The sequence below is a fragment of the Bacillus mycoides genome (genome assembly GCF_018742245.1).
Lineage (GTDB): Bacteria > Bacillota > Bacilli > Bacillales > Bacillaceae_G > Bacillus_A > Bacillus_A cereus_U.
The window spans coordinates 35,650-52,218 of the sequence record NZ_CP036134.1 but is presented as its reverse complement, the minus strand read 5'-3'; the positions used below and the strand labels follow the sequence as shown (position 1 = coordinate 52,218).

Sequence of the window (16,569 nt, the reverse complement as noted above, 5' to 3'; positions counted from 1 at the left end):
CTTTAAATCCAGGGATTTGGCTACCCTTTGCATTGCTGTTACCGACATTGTTTTTCGCTCCTTTTTCATTTAGATAACCTTCAAATTTAGTTCCGAATAACGTTTCTGGTCGTAAGTACTGGTTCATATTCGAATCAGTAAGCCATTGTACTGTTTTGATATCAATAACTTGTTTAAAATCTTCTATAGTAAAGCCGTCCTTAAACCTAGCGTTGATTAAGGTTCTTGTTTTGGCTGTTTTATGTTTAAAGGATTTACTAGCTTTTTCATTTAGATAAGAAACAATATCCTCATAAGGTATTAGCGATTCCTTGTCGTCTTCGTCAGAAGAAGACATAGTATTTTTTTCTTTTTCTTTTTCTTTTTCTTTTTCTTTTTGTCCCCGTATCGTGGACGTATCGTGGCACGTATCGTCAAGACCCGCATAAACACTGACTTTTTGTACTAATGACGTGTTTTCCGTTCGTTCTAGCACCATTCGTACTAACGATAAATCTTTAATGCTTTTAAGTTCTTTTTTGATACAATCCTCAATTGGCTTGCCACCTTTGTTAAGGTTGTATTTACCCCAATTTAGTATGCAAATTTCTCTTGTTTCCTCGTTATAAACCACCAATTCATGATGATTCATAAAGCGATCTAATAAGGCTTTTGCACTTTCGATTGAGTAACCTAATTCAAAAGCCATTTGTTTTCTAGTTATCTGATAAACCCCAATTTGGTTTGTATGTTCGTTTGTCATTAGATAGAGGTAAAAGTATTTATCCTCTGGTGTCATCTCTTCTGAAACTCTTGCATCTGACCAGAATGAAGTCTGTACGTGTCTGTATTTAGCCATTTAACGAAACCTCCATAACGCCATCTTTGAAAGCTTTTTGTATACCTGTGAATTCTAGGTCTGGAAGTTTAACAGTTGGTAAGTCGTTTGTCTGTCCATCAGTGTTCAACTTCGGTTTTAAAGTAGTGATATAGTACATCTCGTAAATATGAGCATCACTTACTGTTTCGGTTAGTGTGTAAGAAAAGCAGCTAGCTTGTCTTTCTTTTATCGAACTTGGTATTCTTTCTCCTAAATTAGATGTGCTTTTTCCGATATATATCAATTCACGATTTTCATCGTATAAGAAGTAAATGCCAGCTCGTTTCGCTAAGTCTTTTTGTAATTTAATGAACGCGTCCGTATATTCTCTAAACCCTTTATCTTTAGGTAAATACACGCGTTTTTGAGGTGTGATTCCCTTGTAATAGTTGGCATATAGATAATCTTTAGCTTCATCGTTTAATTCGTCTGTTGTAACAGCTTCTAAATATAGATTGTGTACGAATTTGTAGTAATCGATATTCTCTTCAAACTCTTCTCCCGTTGTAGATGAATTAAGCAAGTAAGTTAAAATTCTAGTTGGTTCGCGAAGTTCTAATCTGTAAATTACATCAGTGTAATCTTCATTAAATCGGAATACTTTATCTGTCATCATTTTCAATTCTGCTCGCTCTTGCGAATCTAATCCAATACCGTTTTTCTTTAGAAATTTCATACAAACATTAAAGTAGTGTATATTGCTTTCGTATTTATAACTCACTTAGTTCACCTTCTTCATCCAACATTCATAGCTCGCACGATCTTCCATGCCTGTGAATCGAATTTTGTCCTTTCCTTTAAACTTTCCGTCGTTATAAAATGTCTTTTCTGCTCTATACACCTTTTTGATAGGAGTTATATAGTCATAACCTCTAGCTTCTAAATCACGAACTGCTTTTAACATTTCTTTCATTGATCCACGTCTTACTGGCACTTGGAACATCACGCATTCTCCCTTTCGCATATCGCTATACCATCTTTAACACTAGATACTTTGTAACCTGGATAGCGATCAGGAGTGATGTACTCAATCGCCTTAGCTTTTGCTTCTTTCTCATTTCGTGCGCCCTTCCATACCCACGCCGGAAGGACGACTTTAGATTCTGTTTTATCTAACATGGTTTCATCTCCTTATTAAGCTGATTGTTGATTCGCTTGGAACATCATATTTATAGCTGTTTTTATCCGATCATCTGCCTTATCGTTTTTTACTAGCCATTCAAGGTAGCCTTTATTCTCTTTAAATATTGTTCTTAATGTTTTCCCTTCATGTTTACCAAATGTAAGAACTATCTCTGCGCCTTCTGTAGCATTGGTTGGTAAAGGCAAATCTTCTTTCTTTTGGTTATTTGGAGCTTGTCCACTATTACTCTTTTGATTAGGTTTGTTACCTTTTCCGTAAGTAGCACCGTTTCCGTCATCATCTTCACCAGTATTCAAGCTAAGGAATGCTGCTAATGAATACCTTCTTGCGTAAGTAATGCAACTTCCCACTGCTTGTGGATCGTTCTTCACTGGCTTCATTGTTAGTTCGTCTGACTCAAGCCATTCGCCACTCTCGTGCAAGAGAAGTGTTTTTAACGTTACATTTTGACCGTCACCGCTTGGTATTTGCATGATGCTTAATCCGTGTTTAGAAAGGATTGGTCTAATTTCGTCTATAATTGTGTCTAGCGTTGCGTAATTGTTTTTGAAGAAAGGATTGTCTGCATCCTTAGCAATTTTGTTAACCTCTGAATTGAATTTCACTAACGCTTTAGCTAATTCAGTAATCGTTTCGCTTTTATTCACTCTGTTCAGCCCCTTCTGTCATAATCTCTAGTGTCGAAAGAGTTTCTTCTATATCTACAATCGTTAGTTTTACATCTGCAATGCCCTCGCGAAGTGAAATCTCGTGTTCTTTCAAATTCTTTAACTTATACTCATAATCACTTAACTTCCGTTTCTCGACCCCAAGTGACTTTTGCAATTCCTTTATCGCTCGTTTCAAAACGGAATCACCTCTTCTTGTTGACTAACCTCGTAAACTTCCATAAGCGCTTGTAATCCGCATTCATAAGCCACAACCATTGATGAGGCACCAGGTTCTTTACTTTGCTTATATCGTTCAACCAAACTCATAAGAATTTGAATTTCAGCTTCAATTTTGTTTTGTAATCCCATATCATTCACCTGCCACTTTCGCTATCGAACGATCTTTTACGAATTGTTTAATACAATCAGCCTCTGCATGTATTGGATCTCCATTACAATCAAGATATCCTTCGCCATAGTAGATTTCTCCACCGCAGCCAGTGCAGTAATCCATAAAGTCTCTTGCTGATGAATCGTGAGTATTACCAATCAACATTCCGTTTTCTAACATTTATTATTCCTCCTTGTTTTTAGGAGAAAAGATTTGGTATAATGTAAGTAGAAAGTTTTACATTTCTTTTCTCCAAACCACATTAGGCGTAGTGTGGTTTTTTATTTTGTCTTGATTCCTTTTCCCCAGCATTTATAGATAGGGATGATTGGCATAAACTCGACAATGTCAGCCTTCCATTCAGGCGGTTCACCTTCAAAACGACTATCCACTTCATAATGTTCAAATCTGCATAAGTACTTGTTTCCTTCTAAATCATTGCAATATGTTGGTTCGAAACAAGGTGTCATATCAATCCCTCCTTAATTCTTTTCCCATCTACCGATCCGAGTTAAATCATTCATAAACTTTTCTTGATTCATTTCGATAACCGCTTCATGCGTAATGTGTATACTCGCTCTCTTCAATACTTTTTCTTTTAGCCAAAGCGTTCTACCGAAATAGTAGACATAATGGGTTCCGTTCTCTTTTTGCTGTAACATGACATTTCCATACCGTTTGAATGTGTTTCGGATTTCTTTCACTAATTCGTCCCACTCTTTGTTAGCGAACGATGTTTTTATGTCGTTATACCAATTGATTTTTTGATAATCCGTATCATCATCTGGATCGCTAGTACAAACTTCTTTCCCGCGATTTTCTTGCGTTAAATATTGTTCATACGTAAGTTGTACCTGCTCTTGTATCTCAACATGATAGAAATAACCTTGCTCTTTTGGTTTTGGGCTATAAAAGTTACTCATTTTCATTCCCCTTTCTTGATGCTTTACGCATCGAAATATCCAGGAACAGTTGTATTGGTGGGGGCACCAAGCACTTTAGGTTTTATGTAGTTCCTGGACATTTCGACAAGCAAAGGCTTGGCTTGTCCTATTTGTTTACTAGTAGTTGTCGCCAAATGTTTCTAAATGCTCGTCAGTGAAATCAAGTAACTGATCTGTGAATTGAGGGTCGTTTGCCATCGCTTCAGCTATTTCATCAAATCGACCTTCTGAAATCTCCCATCCTTTTTCATCGACTAATAATTCCAATTGATGACGAATTACCATTTCATACGCTTGTCTTAATCCCATTTTCCAATTCCCCTTTATCAGTTATTTAGTTCACCATTCCGACAAGAAATCATAGTCTATATTTGTAAATTTGTGGTATCATCAGATTATAAGGTTGGTGACTCGACCTTATACCCTTATACAATGAGTCTTGAGCTTCACACTCAAGGCTCTTTTTCTATTTAGCTAGAGTTATAAACTCCTTATGCATTTTCTCAACCTTATCTGCACTGTTATCTACCCCTCTAGCTCTTAAATCCTTTATGATCCATAAGAGTTTCTTTTGTTCGTATTCATCTCGCTGCTGTTTATCCATCACTTTTCATCCTTCATAATCCGTTTGTCTATCCGATCCATCAGGTAGATGAATCCTGCAAGTCCGATAACTGCCACCAATATCATTAAATGTGAGAATGTGCTTTCTTCCATTGTTTACACCGCCTTCTGTTCATTTTCTTTCTTCAGTCGGTCTATGATGTAGGCTTGTCCTTTATGTTTTTATCGATATACATCTGCAAATTTTGAATTATGCCATCTAACCTGCTTTTTTCTTGTTTCATATGGTTATCCTGTTCTTTAATAACCCCCAGTACGTATTGGGAAGTTTGTTCCTTGAAAAGCGGATGTTCTAGTAACATTCCTGTATCACCATCACAACAATCAGTTATAAACTTTTCAATTTTAGACTCTGCATCAAGTTTGACTTTGTATTGAAACTCGAGAAAGATAAAAGGGCTATCAATACACTGACACACATCATATTTAACGCAAGTTATACCTAGTCGTTTTGCAACCCTTAAAGCATGTTCTGTAAAGTCATATCCCATAACGACCATTTCAATATTTTTCGGATAGTCGTCTGGATAACTAAGCATGTAATCAAATACTTGATATAAATCTCTACCTTTCACCTTGTCCTTTTTCAGTTCAATTATCATTAGGTTGTTTACACCTTCTATAAGTAGATCAATACGACCACCTGCAACTTTTACTTGTCTCTCAACTTTGTAATTTTCGTCCCAGTTCTCTATTTCCGCATAAATAACGTCTTCTAGATAAATTTCTTTGCTAAATCGGTATGTCGAATTAACCTTTTCAAGAGCTTTGTTATATTGGTTTTTAATTAGGTAGTCATTAATTGTTTTCATTCCAATTAAGGAAGGCAAATCATTAGACCAACTAGCGGCCATTCTCATTGAGTTGTTACTTTCTTCAATTTCTTCTCCAAATTTTTCTATAACGCTATTGTTATAAATCTCGATTATTTCTGCGTATCTTCCTCTGCCGAATTCTTGGAATTTACAATACGAGAAGATTTTAATAAAAGTCATATATGCTAACGGCGAATTAATTGTCATTTTTTCACCGTATGCCCTCTCCATGAATTCGATTGCTTCTTGTCCGTACAGTTCTTCAATTTCTTTAGGCGTTACAATGTTATATTTTTTAGTTTTGATTTTAGATTGTTCCATTTCTTTATTTCCTCCTTTAAACTAATCTTGGTCGCCATGCATTTATGTAAGATAAAGCTTCATCAAAGTCTTTTTGGCGGATGTTGCAATAACTGTTTACAGCGAATGCTGCTTTTACGTCTTTCCAAATCGCTGAGAACAATTTCTTTTTGTTATTATGTACTGCTTGGTTGACCGTTCCATCTTCCCAAAGCTTGTACACTCTGCGTGCGACTGAATTTTTAATAGAAAGTTGTTGGCTGTAATCCACTGTCATTCGTTCTTGTACTGTATGTTCCAACTTCCCTAAGCGATCACCGTGATTCATCATTTCCGTTGTCATGATGTTAATCATTTGTAGCGGATGCATTTGTTGTTTAATGTGTTGTTCCATTCGGTTAAACTCGTTTATGTATGACTCTTTCATCTGCGCTGCTTTTTCCCCCGTATATCCCATTACCAGGAACATGAGTCCGTCACGCTTAAGAAGATATTTCTTATTTCGCTTTCCGCTACGATCCTTATATTCACTTGCGCCAAAATTGGCTTCAGTAAATTCTTTGCTGCACTGCAGTTCTTCTATAGAACGAATAACTTTTGCGTGTTCTTTTCCAAACACCTCAGAAACTGTTAAACTGTCAGTTACAATTTCATTCCCTTCCATAAACACCAAATGACTAACTGGATGCTGTACAACTTGCAATTGATTCATTTTCTTTCCTCCTTTTGCATTTAAGGTCAAGTCTTAATTTTTTAACATGACCCTAGGTCAAGTTTATATCCTTTAAAAAATGACCTTATCCTACTAAGTCATCCATTGTTGTTGATAGTGAATTTGCTATCTTTTTTAGGTTTTCTATACTTGTTGATTTTTCACCTGATTCAATCTTGCAAACCATACTCTCACTGATATCAGAGAGTATTCCGAGTTGCTTTTGTGTAAGGTTATTTCTTTTACGAAGTTCTCTTATGTAACTCCCTTTTATTTTCATCAGCTTCACCTCTCGATTACATTTTCATTGTATAACTAACATGACCCTAGGTCAAGTATTTATTTAAAATATATTTTTTATTAAACAAGAAATGGACTGTGGGTCAAGTTTTATGTAGAATATAAACTATAGATAATAAAACAAAAGCATTAAAATAAATATAAAAAAAGATTTCAAAGGGGAATTTAATTATGTTACCTATACTATCCATTAGGATAAAAGAACTTAGGAAAGAGAGAAAGTGGTCTCAAAAAGAATTAGGGGAAAAAGTAGAAGTTAGTGAATCGTTTGTTTCTAAAGTTGAATCTGGAAAGAAGCAACCTTCAAGAGAAGTAACTACTAAAATTGCAGAAGTGTTAAATGTAACAACTGATTATTTATTAGGGAGATCGGAAGACCCCGAGTTAAATGAAGAAGAAGATAAAATTGTTTCTGAAGAAGGAAAGAACATGTTGGCAATAATAGAGAGTCTTCCTGAGAATGAGCGAAAGAGAGCTTTGGAACAATTAGAAATGTATGTGACTTATATGCAAAGTAAAAAGAATGACTAATCAAAGAAGACTACCTCACGCGGCAGTCTTCTTTTTTATGTATTAGGTTTCTCTTTATATGATTCGTCTAAAACGATTTTTAAAATATCCTCTGCCTTTGGATTACCCTGTTTCAATCCTAATTTAGCCGCCATTCTTACTAATTGCTCTTTTGTCATCCCCAACATCCCTCAATATCTTCATAGTAGTTTGTGATTTTTTCACAATTGGTAAGTGTTTGCTGAAAATGAAAAACACTTACCAATCCCTAGAAACAGCGAATGACATCGCCATTTTGACGATGTCATTCATATATATTATATTTAATTATTTATTCATCAAATTTGTTTTATATCAACCGGAACCAGTTCCAGGATCAACCATCTTATATAGTACTGGAGCTGTTGAAGCTTCTTGTTTAGGAGCTTCCTTTACTGGTGGATTCAGTAAAACTGCTCCAACTAATAGTAAAGCTGGTACTACTCTAAGGATTTTACGCATAAAATACCTCCTTAATTTTCTAAGTATATTATACCATATTTACTATATTATCCCTAGGTTTTTCTTCGGTAATTGGGAGTAAAAAATATTACCTAATTGCTCGAACTTATTTAAGGACTCTGCGAATAATTTTTTATCATTTTTGGCTAAAGCTAGATAATATAACTGAAATGCAGATAGTTCTCCATTTTCCTCTTTGAGACGTTCTAACATCCGGATAGCTTTTTCATTATCCCCTAATTGAATTTCTAAATAAGCTTTCTCAGCTATATGGATCGGATGAACATTATTTAATCCAACTTTCCACATTATTTTTAAAAATTCAATCGTGTTTACCATCATATCGTTACGTAAACTCATACGAGCATTAAGTTTCTTCTCTAACATTTCAATTGCTTGGTTAATGTAATGTGTTGCTGTTTCAAAACTTTCAAAAGTGTACGATTCTCCTAAGGTTCCATATGCAGTAGCTACAATCATTGGAAACCGTCGTCGTAACTCTTCTCTATTTATAATTTCATGACATGTAGTTCTTGCTTTTTCTACTTCACCTGACATTAACAGTCCTTGAATCATACATTCTTTAATTTTGTATTCAAAAGAGAGCTTTAAATAAGGATCTGAAATTGAATCAACCTCTTCCAATAAGATAGCGGCAGTGTCATTCAGCAATTTGAAATTCCTTCTATCAGCTGTTGCAAATAACGATAAGATTTCAAATAAAATTTGCATTTCGGTTGTAGATAACTTTATTTCCTTCTTTGCCTGATGTAGTCGTTTTTGCAATTTCCTCCCTGACAACTCGCCCTTATTACGTAAGTAAATTAGTTCATAAACATAAGCCCATTCACGATTATCTTTATCATGAGATGTTTTTTCGTCGTCAATCAATCGTTTTAATAACTCTAGCTCTCCATGTACGGCAAGAAAATCCATTGCTATTCTTTTATTAATGGGCTTATCTGTTTTGGAAAAATATCTTTCACAACATGTTCTTCTTGTATTTACATCGTCAGGGAAAACTTCTTTTAATAATTCACCATAAGTATTAGACCTCATTTGAGACTTCCCATTAAGAAAATTCGAAATGGTAACATGCGTTGTATTGATCTGTTTTCCTATTTTACGAGTGCTCATTCTGTGAAAACTGATTTTATTTGAAATCTTATTTAATACTTCTTGCACAGTGCTTGTCCTCCTTGTGGACAAAAGACACGTAAACCCCGTTTTATTACATATAAAGGAAAACGCGCCACTTTCAATCTAAGTTGTGTTATAATAGGTATGTACAAGATCTGCGACAATGTTCCCTAGGTGGTTAGGGGGCAGTGTAAGAGTGCGTCAACACTACTTACACCGCGGGTCTTTTTTACGTCCGTTTTTTTAGTTACTTTCATAATAACATAAATTTGCCAAGATTCAGTCATGGAGTTATCAGATAAATCTTGAGAAAGTTAGAGAAACGCTGTATATCAACGTTTCTCATGTTTTACGGAATAAAATATACAATGACGTATTAAAAGCTCATGTACATATATTACCATACAATCGAACTTTTGTTCTATTTTTATTTAGAGGATGACTAATAATTTATCATTATACTACATTTGACAATAAATCTATCATTTATAGTATATCGATATTCATATAACTATACTGATAGTATGAAAACTTTAGGTGAAACTTTAAAAAAACTTAGAAAAAGTCGTTCGTTAAGACAAGCGGATTTAGCTCATGATCTAAACCTTAGTCGGAGTCAAATTAATAACTACGAAAATGGTTTTTCTGAGCCTGATCTTACGACAATGTTTCATCTCGCCTCCTATTTTAACGTAACGTTAGACGTGCTTACTGGACGTACTGACGCTACGAATGATGAAATGCTACATAATACTCTCAATGGTGTTCAAAAAACGTATGGAGCGTTATCTGAAAGCCAAAGAGAAAACTTCTGCAAACAACTTGACTATTATGTGAGGTTCTTGGGTGAGAATGATGAAATACTGTGATTAAAAGTGGAATGTTGTTCTTCTGTTGCTTCCATCATAAAAGAAAACATTTCCAATATCTAGAGGTAAAATTTTACATAATTTGACCAATTGTGGTAAGGGAGCAAAATGCTCTCTTTTTTTATTCCCTTCGACAAAATACGACAAATAGGTGTATCTATTTCTGTTATGATATTTCGAGAATCTTACATATTACATAACTGGAGGAAACAAAAATGAAGAAACCGTTCTATAAAAAATGGTGGTTCTGGGTTATCGTTGTAATTATCGTTGCTGCTGCTGCGGGTGGTAATAGTAGTGAAGATAAAGAAGAAGCTAAAACAACTTCTACTGAACCAAAACAAGAGGCTAAACAAGAAACGAAGAAAGATGAACCTAAGAAGGAAGAACCTAAAAAAGAAGAGCCTAAAAAGGAACTTTCTAAAGAAGGTGAGTCTTCTAAAGTTAAAATCGCTGTAGGATCTGTTGAATCAATCGATTCTGTAGGCGGAGAATATTTAAAAGAGAAAGCGCAAGGCGTATTTAAAGTAGTTGAAATTACTATTACAAACAATCAAAAAGACGCTATCACTATTGACGCTAACAGCTTTAAATTAGTTGATAACCAAGATCGTGAATTTAAATATTCTACACAAGCTCAAATGGCTTTTGATGTTGGAAATGGTGGCAGTTCTGATTTCTTCTTAAAACAACTTAATCCTGGTTTATCCCAAACAGGCAAAGTTATCTTTGATGTTCCTGCTGATGCACAAGGCTTAGTTTTAAAAGCTCGCGGCGGTATGATGGGTAAAGAGATTAAGTTAAAAGTAGAATAGTTGAAGGCACTCAAAAGAGTGCTTTTTCTTTATGTACACTATGAAATTTCACGTACTATATCTGAATGATAAAACCAATTTCAGAAATAGGACATAGTCTAACAATCCCCCACCATAATAAAAACCCCCTAAATAGGAGGTTCATAGAATAACTAGCTTTAAGAGACACACTAGTACGCAATACTACAAGGGCCCATATAACTATGCTTTAAAGGACAGACCCTGGGACACTTATATTAGTTTTATTAATCTAGCTACTACAGACTTAGAAAAACCAGTTATTTCAGCGATTTTTCTACTTGATAAATCTGGATCGTTATCTAAAACACTTCTAACTTTTTCTAATTTTTCATCTTTCTTTTGTTTTTCGTTTGCTAAATAAGATTCTCTCTCGACTATACCGTTTTCTCTTCGCTTACTAACTTTACGTTTATACTTTTCTTTGTCGTCAATTAATGTATCCATAATTTCAAGCTCTTCTTCTGTCAGTTTAATATCTAACTTATTAAAAATCGTTTCTGTTTTCATTGGCTTTATTAAACCGTAGGGTAATCCTTGTTTACTGAAGTTGTTAGCCGAAAACGCATCAAAAAACGCAATTGCATCTTTGTATGCATCTTTCGCTGTCCGTTCTATTTCTTTTCGTTTCTGTGGTTCTTTGAACTTATTGTTTAATTGAAACGTCATTTCTAACGTTGCTGTTTGGTTTTTAACGATTAAAGCAGTGGTAAAGGCATAAATGTATGTCATGTCGTGTCTGTGCTCAATTTCGCCGTTTCTGAGCGTTACAATCTTCTCTAAATCGGATTTCCTTTTTGTATTCAAACTATAAAGGTTCATCACGCCTTTTTGACTCGGAAGAGTTGAAATTGACCCTTTTCTACGTGTCGCGGTGCGTTTTGGTTGCCTCTTCTTCTCTAAAGGTGGAACGTAATCATATAATTCTTGTAAATCGTGCTCACGTCTTGTCCAAATTTCAAGACCTATTTGCTTTCCCGTTTTACTATGAGTCGTGTAAGGCATACGTAAAACCCTTGAAAGGTCACTGCATGATCCGTCGGCCCCTAATGGCATTAACATCTTTATGAAATGATTCGTTATGTATTGAGATAAAAACGCCATTTGCGGCGCTGCTCCACCTTGTACAGTGTAAATCAATTGCATTCCTCTTCCGTACATTACAAGGTTTGGACATGGTAACAATCCTTCAGCAATACAATCTTGTAAATTCCGAATCACGTATTCTTTTGAAATATCCAACTTGTAAAAATCTAAATCCACGCCAATATTTCGTATTTGCTTTAAATCCGTCGCTTTCCTACTTCCGAATGTGAAACTATTCAGAGACAGATAAAAGTCCTTATTTGAAGGATTAGACATATTTGAAAGAGTTTTAACGTCATTCGTGCCTATCCATAATTGTTTCTTCTCGCTACCGCTTAAATCTAAAACGGCTATATATCCACTTTTTTTGTACTCTGATAGATAGCATTCATGCCACTCATCAATAAATGATTCCTGTGATTGCCGTATAGCTAACACAAATAGACCTCCTTAGAGAATAAAAGGAAGCCACACAAGGATATAAAAGTATTTACCTTATTGATTAAATTTGATATCATAGAGACATAAATTAATTAACAACAGGGTATACACCTTGTGCAACTTAACAGAGAGTCTTAATCCTTCCGTCGACCAAAACATTAGGATTAAGGCTCTTTCTCATTTATTCGATTATTTTCTACAACAATTGTAATACAAGTTACATAGAGTTACAAGGAGAAGGAAGATAAGCGTGAAGCTTGTCTTCTTTTTTTATGGTTAATAAGTTTTTAGGGGATTTCAACGAATCTTAGGGAGGACAAGCCTATGTCTTCCCTACCTCGCAACATGCATTTTTATCGATATTGCGAAGCCGTTGCAAAGAAAATGGAATCGCTAAGTTATCAGGAATAAAAATAACTGGAGTTTAATAGTATGATTGTGTAGAGTTTTAATATTTTTATTGAAACACAGTCAGTCTTCTGTATAATTAATTTATAAATAATAAAGTTTTATACAATTATTCGAGAAAGGTTGTGTATTTTGTGAAAAAAGTATTAGTAATTGACCATGGTAATGGAAATATTAAAGGTAGAAGTGAAGTTGCAGCAGGAGTATTACCTTCATTAGTGGCTTTTAAAAAAGATGTAGGGGAATCAATCACAGGTAAAAAGACGAAATTAAAGACTTATGAAATTGAAGGTATCGAATATGTTTGGGGGAAAGACATTACAAAAGTAAAAGATGTCTTTGCAACTTACGGATTCCAAAATAGATATAAAGAGCCTTTATACAAAGTGTTAACAAGTATCGCTCTTGCTGATCTTGCTCTTAAAAGTAAAGTGCAACCAACTGATGAAGTAATTGTAATCACAGGAGTACCGAGTAATGAAATTGGTACAGAAGCTGCTAATGATTTAAAAGCGGTGTTTGAAGGACTACATACAGTAAAAGTTGATGGTAAAACAGTAAAAGTTAATGTAGAAGAAGTTATCATTCTACCTCAACCAATTGGAACAGTAATGGGCCAATACTTAGATACGGATGGGTTCGTAGCAGACGAACGTTATGAAGATATCCATGTAGGAGTGATTGATATCGGAACAGGAACAACAGATTTAGACTCAATCACTGGACTACGTCGCGAAAATGAGTTCAAGTCAGTTGAAGCTGGAATGAAGGATGTTTATCAAGAAATCGCGGATTATATCAATTCTCAAAACTCTAATGCAAAAGTGGAATACTACCATGTTGAGCCTTTCTTTGAATCAGGACAATATAAACTTTCAGAGCGTCACATTATTGATTTCGAAGAAATTAAACCAAAAGCTGTATTCCAAGTATCTGAAAAGATTAAACAAGGTATTAAAAACGCATGGAAAACGTTTGACCGTTTCGATGAAATCATTATTACTGGCGGTGGAGCAGAACTATTTGCAAGTGCTATTGAAGATTTAGTTGGTGGTGTGAAGGTAGCAGAAAAGCCGCAACAAGCGAATGCAGAAGGATTTTTCAAATACGGAATGTTTAAAGTGAGTGAAGAAGATGGCGAGTAAAATTTATCAACTCCCTTATGATGATGTGTTAGATAAGGATATTGAAGATTTTTTAAAAAAGATTCCAAGAAGTCGTAAGGCTGAAACGTTACGTCATGTGATACGTTATTATATCGCTTGTAATGGTGGTAGTAGTGGCATCCATATGCCTAATACAAGTGGAGCACCTATCGTGACAGTGGAACCACAAGTCCAACAAGAAGCACCTAAAAAGAAAAGACCGACGCTACCTAAAGATGGTAATTTCGGTTACTAAATGATTATTTAACAAAAATATAACCCCTCCCTCCCTTTTCTCAAAAAACAGCAGGAACGATAGCATGTTGGAATTATGGCCCTGAGAATACAGAGGGGGAGGAGGTTAAAATTGAAAGGGGAGAGCATCATGAGCAATGTTAACCCTATGTTCGAGACTCCTAAAAAATCTACTACAATAACAAACCCGCAACCTCGAAAAACTCGTTCTGATAAAAAGAAAGACGTAAAAATCCCCGTAAATGAAATACAAAGACAACTAATAAGAACCTCAGCATTCCAAGAAGGAATAACCACTACACAATATATGTCCAAATTAATCACAGAACATCTCAGAATCGATTATATCAGCGAAATACATGCATACGAATATAGAGACACTAAAAAGTACATTCATGCGAAATTGGAGCAGGAAACGCATTCTAATCTTGTCCAATTAGCAATCGAATGGGGAGTTTCACAAAGAGCAGCTGCAACACGAATCTTATGCTTTGCATTACGCACAATGTGAGAGGTGACAGCATGTATAGTAAATACGATGTGATGACAAAGGAAATACAGTTAATGAGTGCCAATAACTGGTGGGAACGAACTAAGATTGAATGGACCTTAAAAGAGAAGTATCGATTTGAAGTTAAAATGCTAAAGATTTATTTGTTCAGAATGAATATCATAATTGAAGATATGGAAGAAGAGGAATACGAATGTAACGCAAGTGATTTAGCTGAAATACTCGTTGAGGACTTTCTCGAACATATAAGGTCTAAGAATAGCATGGAACAGTTATATCAGATTCTAGAAAGTAAGAAGCACTATACAGATTACGAATTAGAATTCAATGAAAATGATGAACGATACGGAATGATAACTGTAAAGATTGATAGAAGAACATTAAGGCGGATTGAAGTATTCTTTTCCGATATGGCTCATTCATTCCCACTACATGGATATACAGCTGATAAATTGATTAATATCCTAATGTGTGACTACATGAAGTATTATGCTGAAGAACCAGGAAAGAAGCTCTCCTTATTGAAACGTAGATTTTCATGATGTTTAGAATTCCTATTTTCGGGATGTTTAAAAAATGAAATCTTTGACCACTCTTGTACTAAGAATTAAAAACAGGAGTGATTAAAATGGGATGGCTTATTTCTGGTAAAGGGAGAAAATCAAAACTCTCCAATTTTCTGGAGAAAAACAAAATTACTCAACAAGAATTAGCGGAAAGAAGCGGTGTCAGTAAATCTACAGTTAGTCGTGTATGCCAAGGGGATAAATTCTCACCGACTATGAAGAATGCACAAAAGATTATTAAAGCGTTGAAAAAGTTAACGAATAAAGATGTCCATTACGATGATTTTTGGATGTAAATAATAAAAGCCGCCCAACAGGACGGCTTTTATTATTGTCAATCAAACTATTCTTTTGTATAGAAGTATTTAAGTCCTTTAGCATCTAACCATGCTGTTGCTCGATCTAGTTCATTCCCTTGACGATATGCTGTTTCAAATCTAACCAACCCTTGTTTATCTCCATAAGAGATGATACGGGATTCATAACCGAGGGCATCCATCATTCCTAACATTTCTGGCACTAACGCTGTACCAAACTCATAAGTAACAACTTTACTAAATTTATTCACTGTAATTTCCACCTCTCTATTATTTGTACTTGATTGAATTGTTTTACCAACAATAACTTCAGCTACAGCTTTAGCGGCCTTATCGAAGTTAGCGCGGTATTTCTGCATGTCCATTTCATTATCGATAAAACAGATTTCCGGAAGTAGGCCAGTTTTCGTTTTATTGATCCAACCTAATTCAGTAGAGAATTGAATTCCCCGATTTCTTAATCCAAAAGCATCAGCCATTGCTTTTGAAATCTTTGCTGCTAGTTCTCTATTACCATATGAAGGATGTAACCAAACTTCACAACCTGTACCACCTGGAGAAGCGTTTAAATGAAACTGTAAATCTACATCGCTATCTTTCACACGTAAATGGTTATTAGCTGCATTGCTCCAAACTGCGGTTTTTGTTGTTCCCACTTCATCTGAACAGTTCACATACTTCCATCCAGCTGCTTGTACATATTTAGCAACTGCATCAAGGAACTTTCTATCCTCCACATGTTCAATTCCATATTCACTATTTGCACCTGGTACAATTTTGTTATGACCACCTGAACCAGCAAATTTACCCATTATTGAACATCTCCTTTTTTCTCTTCTTGTTTTTGTTTACCACCTAAGATTTCAACTGCATTTGTTAATGCTGAAGGTAGCGGAATTCCCATACGACCAGCATTTTCTAAAAGGGAAAGCAATTCGTTTCCGATAAAGAAAAAGATTGTCGCTTCACGAATAGCACTATTGCTACCAAACGCTGAGTCTAGCTGTGCTGCCACTCCAACCAAAAGAAAAAGCACCACCTTTTTGGCGATGCCTTTGAATCCTACTTTACTTTTCAATTCTCCGTTATATCCTGCTGCGAACACTCCTGTTATATAGTCGATCGCTGCCATGATTACTAAAACTTTCAACGTCGTATCCCACCCTCCTAAAAAGTACCCGCAGAAGGCACCAAATGCAGCTACAAATGTTTTCATTAATACATCAATACGATCCATATTTCCATCTC

General features: G+C 35.2%; 28 protein-coding genes and 1 pseudogene. 8 read left to right on the top strand and 21 right to left on the bottom strand.

From position 1 onward, the window contains the following. The 15 genes and pseudogenes from EXW56_RS26720 to EXW56_RS26645 all read right to left on the bottom strand — a co-directional run. A partial coding sequence (locus EXW56_RS26720; RefSeq protein WP_215597672.1) for a conserved phage C-terminal domain-containing protein occupies nt 1–838 on the bottom strand: 838 nt, incomplete at its 3' end. After that, entirely contained in the window at nt 831–1,580 is a 750-nt protein-coding gene (locus tag EXW56_RS26715; RefSeq protein WP_215597671.1) for a GIY-YIG nuclease family protein, read from the bottom strand. The genes EXW56_RS26715 and EXW56_RS26720, both read right to left, overlap by 8 nt. Beyond that, a complete protein-coding gene (locus tag EXW56_RS26710) occupies nt 1,581–1,802 on the bottom strand; it encodes a hypothetical protein (RefSeq protein WP_098756700.1) in 222 nt (73 codons plus the stop codon). Next, nucleotides 1,802–1,978, bottom strand: coding sequence for a hypothetical protein (locus EXW56_RS26705; protein WP_215597670.1), 177 nt, complete (start codon nt 1,976–1,978; stop codon nt 1,802–1,804). Before EXW56_RS26705 ends, EXW56_RS26710 begins: the two co-directional genes overlap by 1 nt. A gap of 15 nt (nt 1,979–1,993) precedes the next feature. Further along, the gene (locus tag EXW56_RS26700; protein WP_252197304.1) at nt 1,994–2,650 is read right to left on the bottom strand and encodes an ERF family protein; all 657 of its coding nucleotides are present in this window, start codon (nt 2,648–2,650) and stop codon (nt 1,994–1,996) included. Then, a complete protein-coding gene (locus tag EXW56_RS26695; RefSeq protein WP_252197303.1) occupies nt 2,643–2,849 on the bottom strand; it encodes a hypothetical protein in 207 nt (68 codons plus the stop codon). The genes EXW56_RS26700 and EXW56_RS26695 overlap by 8 nt, the downstream gene beginning before the upstream one ends. Then, nucleotides 2,846–3,022: a hypothetical protein gene (locus tag EXW56_RS26690; RefSeq protein ID WP_215597669.1), complete on the bottom strand. Its 177-nt coding sequence runs from the start codon at nt 3,020–3,022 to the stop codon at nt 2,846–2,848. Before EXW56_RS26690 ends, EXW56_RS26695 begins: the two co-directional genes overlap by 4 nt. A gap of 1 nt (nt 3,023) precedes the next feature. Continuing rightward, nucleotides 3,024–3,224: a hypothetical protein gene (locus EXW56_RS26685; protein WP_215597668.1), complete on the bottom strand. Its 201-nt coding sequence runs from the start codon at nt 3,222–3,224 to the stop codon at nt 3,024–3,026. A 101-nt stretch (nt 3,225–3,325) separates the two neighbouring features. Then, on the bottom strand, nt 3,326–3,514 hold the full coding sequence (locus tag EXW56_RS26680; RefSeq protein ID WP_215597667.1) for a hypothetical protein: 189 nt from the start codon (nt 3,512–3,514) through the stop codon (nt 3,326–3,328). Between the two features lie 216 nt (nt 3,515–3,730). Next, a pseudogene (locus tag EXW56_RS28020) lies at nt 3,731–3,910 on the bottom strand (hypothetical protein); the annotation flags it as partial. A 195-nt stretch (nt 3,911–4,105) separates the two neighbouring features. Beyond that, nucleotides 4,106–4,297, bottom strand: a complete 192-nt coding sequence (locus tag EXW56_RS26665) for a hypothetical protein (protein ID WP_215597666.1) — start codon at nt 4,295–4,297, stop codon at nt 4,106–4,108. 157 nt (nt 4,298–4,454) lie between these two features. Next, on the bottom strand, nt 4,455–4,592 hold the full coding sequence (locus EXW56_RS26660; protein WP_215597665.1) for a hypothetical protein: 138 nt from the start codon (nt 4,590–4,592) through the stop codon (nt 4,455–4,457). Between the two features lie 154 nt (nt 4,593–4,746). After that, nucleotides 4,747–5,748, bottom strand: a complete 1,002-nt coding sequence (locus EXW56_RS26655; protein WP_215597664.1) for a PDDEXK family nuclease — start codon at nt 5,746–5,748, stop codon at nt 4,747–4,749. A 16-nt stretch (nt 5,749–5,764) separates the two neighbouring features. Beyond that, entirely contained in the window at nt 5,765–6,439 is a 675-nt protein-coding gene (locus EXW56_RS26650) for a Rha family transcriptional regulator (protein WP_215597663.1), read from the bottom strand. Between the two features lie 85 nt (nt 6,440–6,524). Next, a complete protein-coding gene (locus tag EXW56_RS26645; protein WP_215597662.1) occupies nt 6,525–6,719 on the bottom strand; it encodes a helix-turn-helix domain-containing protein in 195 nt (64 codons plus the stop codon). Nucleotides 6,720–6,910: 191 nt separating this feature from the next. On the opposite strand from EXW56_RS26645, the gene EXW56_RS26640 reads away from it, so the two are divergent. Then, complete coding sequence (locus EXW56_RS26640; RefSeq protein ID WP_215597661.1) at nt 6,911–7,270, top strand: helix-turn-helix domain-containing protein; 360 nt, start codon at nt 6,911–6,913, stop codon at nt 7,268–7,270. A 35-nt stretch (nt 7,271–7,305) separates the two neighbouring features. Here EXW56_RS26640 and EXW56_RS27890 read toward each other — a convergent pair whose 3' ends face one another. The 3 genes from EXW56_RS27890 to EXW56_RS26630 form a co-directional block, all read right to left on the bottom strand. After that, complete coding sequence (locus EXW56_RS27890; RefSeq protein ID WP_002170420.1) at nt 7,306–7,428, bottom strand: hypothetical protein; 123 nt, start codon at nt 7,426–7,428, stop codon at nt 7,306–7,308. A gap of 175 nt (nt 7,429–7,603) precedes the next feature. Further along, nucleotides 7,604–7,750: a hypothetical protein gene (locus EXW56_RS26635; RefSeq protein WP_180228647.1), complete on the bottom strand. Its 147-nt coding sequence runs from the start codon at nt 7,748–7,750 to the stop codon at nt 7,604–7,606. Between the two features lie 42 nt (nt 7,751–7,792). Next, the gene (locus EXW56_RS26630; RefSeq protein ID WP_252197301.1) at nt 7,793–8,935 is read right to left on the bottom strand and encodes an AimR family lysis-lysogeny pheromone receptor; all 1,143 of its coding nucleotides are present in this window, start codon (nt 8,933–8,935) and stop codon (nt 7,793–7,795) included. 479 nt (nt 8,936–9,414) lie between these two features. On the opposite strand from EXW56_RS26630, the gene EXW56_RS26625 reads away from it, so the two are divergent. After that, complete coding sequence (locus EXW56_RS26625) at nt 9,415–9,759, top strand: helix-turn-helix domain-containing protein (RefSeq protein WP_215597660.1); 345 nt, start codon at nt 9,415–9,417, stop codon at nt 9,757–9,759. Between the two features lie 215 nt (nt 9,760–9,974). Then, entirely contained in the window at nt 9,975–10,574 is a 600-nt protein-coding gene (locus EXW56_RS26620; RefSeq protein ID WP_215597659.1) for a DUF4352 domain-containing protein, read from the top strand. 231 nt (nt 10,575–10,805) lie between these two features. Here the strand turns inward: EXW56_RS26620 and EXW56_RS26615 are convergent, their stop codons facing one another. Then, the gene (locus EXW56_RS26615; RefSeq protein ID WP_215597658.1) at nt 10,806–12,116 is read right to left on the bottom strand and encodes an AsnC family protein; all 1,311 of its coding nucleotides are present in this window, start codon (nt 12,114–12,116) and stop codon (nt 10,806–10,808) included. 545 nt (nt 12,117–12,661) lie between these two features. Between EXW56_RS26615 and EXW56_RS26610 the strand changes: the two genes are divergently transcribed. The 5 genes from EXW56_RS26610 (at nt 12,662) to EXW56_RS26590 (ending at nt 15,300) form a co-directional block, all read left to right on the top strand. Then, nucleotides 12,662–13,672 carry a ParM/StbA family protein gene (locus EXW56_RS26610; RefSeq protein WP_215597657.1) on the top strand — a complete coding sequence of 337 codons (1,011 nt, stop codon included), beginning with the start codon at nt 12,662–12,664 and terminating at the stop codon, nt 13,670–13,672. Beyond that, entirely contained in the window at nt 13,662–13,928 is a 267-nt protein-coding gene (locus EXW56_RS26605) for a hypothetical protein (RefSeq protein ID WP_215597656.1), read from the top strand. The genes EXW56_RS26610 and EXW56_RS26605 overlap by 11 nt, the downstream gene beginning before the upstream one ends. A 129-nt stretch (nt 13,929–14,057) precedes the next feature. Continuing rightward, nucleotides 14,058–14,438 (top strand): hypothetical protein, encoded by a 381-nt coding sequence (locus EXW56_RS26600; protein ID WP_215597655.1) that lies wholly within the window; start codon nt 14,058–14,060, stop codon nt 14,436–14,438. 11 nt (nt 14,439–14,449) lie between these two features. After that, nucleotides 14,450–14,980: a hypothetical protein gene (locus tag EXW56_RS26595; protein ID WP_215597654.1), complete on the top strand. Its 531-nt coding sequence runs from the start codon at nt 14,450–14,452 to the stop codon at nt 14,978–14,980. Nucleotides 14,981–15,066: 86 nt separating this feature from the next. Continuing rightward, nucleotides 15,067–15,300, top strand: a complete 234-nt coding sequence (locus EXW56_RS26590) for a helix-turn-helix transcriptional regulator (RefSeq protein ID WP_215597653.1) — start codon at nt 15,067–15,069, stop codon at nt 15,298–15,300. 47 nt (nt 15,301–15,347) lie between these two features. Here the strand turns inward: EXW56_RS26590 and EXW56_RS26585 are convergent, their stop codons facing one another. Then, a complete protein-coding gene (locus EXW56_RS26585) occupies nt 15,348–16,133 on the bottom strand; it encodes an N-acetylmuramoyl-L-alanine amidase (protein WP_215597652.1) in 786 nt (261 codons plus the stop codon). Further along, nucleotides 16,133–16,558 carry a phage holin family protein gene (locus tag EXW56_RS26580; protein ID WP_215597651.1) on the bottom strand — a complete coding sequence of 142 codons (426 nt, stop codon included), beginning with the start codon at nt 16,556–16,558 and terminating at the stop codon, nt 16,133–16,135. The genes EXW56_RS26585 and EXW56_RS26580 overlap by 1 nt, the downstream gene beginning before the upstream one ends. Between the last annotated feature and the right edge of the window lie 11 nt (nt 16,559–16,569).

Coding starts and splice junctions, on each gene's coding strand:
- EXW56_RS26710 (WP_098756700.1), bottom strand. CDS start 1,802: ATGTTCCAAGTGCCAGTAAGACGTGGATCAATGAAAGAAATGTTAAAA.
- EXW56_RS26705 (WP_215597670.1), bottom strand. CDS start 1,978: ATGTTAGATAAAACAGAATCTAAAGTCGTCCTTCCGGCGTGGGTATGG.
- EXW56_RS26690 (WP_215597669.1), bottom strand. CDS start 3,022: ATGGGATTACAAAACAAAATTGAAGCTGAAATTCAAATTCTTATGAGT.
- EXW56_RS26685 (WP_215597668.1), bottom strand. CDS start 3,224: ATGTTAGAAAACGGAATGTTGATTGGTAATACTCACGATTCATCAGCA.
- EXW56_RS26680 (WP_215597667.1), bottom strand. CDS start 3,514: ATGACACCTTGTTTCGAACCAACATATTGCAATGATTTAGAAGGAAAC.
- EXW56_RS26665 (WP_215597666.1), bottom strand. CDS start 4,297: ATGGGATTAAGACAAGCGTATGAAATGGTAATTCGTCATCAATTGGAA.
- EXW56_RS26660 (WP_215597665.1), bottom strand. CDS start 4,592: ATGGATAAACAGCAGCGAGATGAATACGAACAAAAGAAACTCTTATGG.
- EXW56_RS26655 (WP_215597664.1), bottom strand. CDS start 5,748: ATGGAACAATCTAAAATCAAAACTAAAAAATATAACATTGTAACGCCT.
- EXW56_RS26650 (WP_215597663.1), bottom strand. CDS start 6,439: ATGAATCAATTGCAAGTTGTACAGCATCCAGTTAGTCATTTGGTGTTT.
- EXW56_RS26645 (WP_215597662.1), bottom strand. CDS start 6,719: ATGAAAATAAAAGGGAGTTACATAAGAGAACTTCGTAAAAGAAATAAC.
- EXW56_RS26640 (WP_215597661.1), top strand. CDS start 6,911: ATGTTACCTATACTATCCATTAGGATAAAAGAACTTAGGAAAGAGAGA.
- EXW56_RS27890 (WP_002170420.1), bottom strand. CDS start 7,428: ATGACAAAAGAGCAATTAGTAAGAATGGCGGCTAAATTAGGATTGAAA.
- EXW56_RS26635 (WP_180228647.1), bottom strand. CDS start 7,750: ATGCGTAAAATCCTTAGAGTAGTACCAGCTTTACTATTAGTTGGAGCA.
- EXW56_RS26625 (WP_215597660.1), top strand. CDS start 9,415: ATGAAAACTTTAGGTGAAACTTTAAAAAAACTTAGAAAAAGTCGTTCG.
- EXW56_RS26620 (WP_215597659.1), top strand. CDS start 9,975: ATGAAGAAACCGTTCTATAAAAAATGGTGGTTCTGGGTTATCGTTGTA.
- EXW56_RS26605 (WP_215597656.1), top strand. CDS start 13,662: ATGGCGAGTAAAATTTATCAACTCCCTTATGATGATGTGTTAGATAAG.
- EXW56_RS26600 (WP_215597655.1), top strand. CDS start 14,058: ATGAGCAATGTTAACCCTATGTTCGAGACTCCTAAAAAATCTACTACA.
- EXW56_RS26595 (WP_215597654.1), top strand. CDS start 14,450: ATGTATAGTAAATACGATGTGATGACAAAGGAAATACAGTTAATGAGT.
- EXW56_RS26590 (WP_215597653.1), top strand. CDS start 15,067: ATGGGATGGCTTATTTCTGGTAAAGGGAGAAAATCAAAACTCTCCAAT.
- EXW56_RS26585 (WP_215597652.1), bottom strand. CDS start 16,133: ATGGGTAAATTTGCTGGTTCAGGTGGTCATAACAAAATTGTACCAGGT.
- EXW56_RS26580 (WP_215597651.1), bottom strand. CDS start 16,558: ATGGATCGTATTGATGTATTAATGAAAACATTTGTAGCTGCATTTGGT.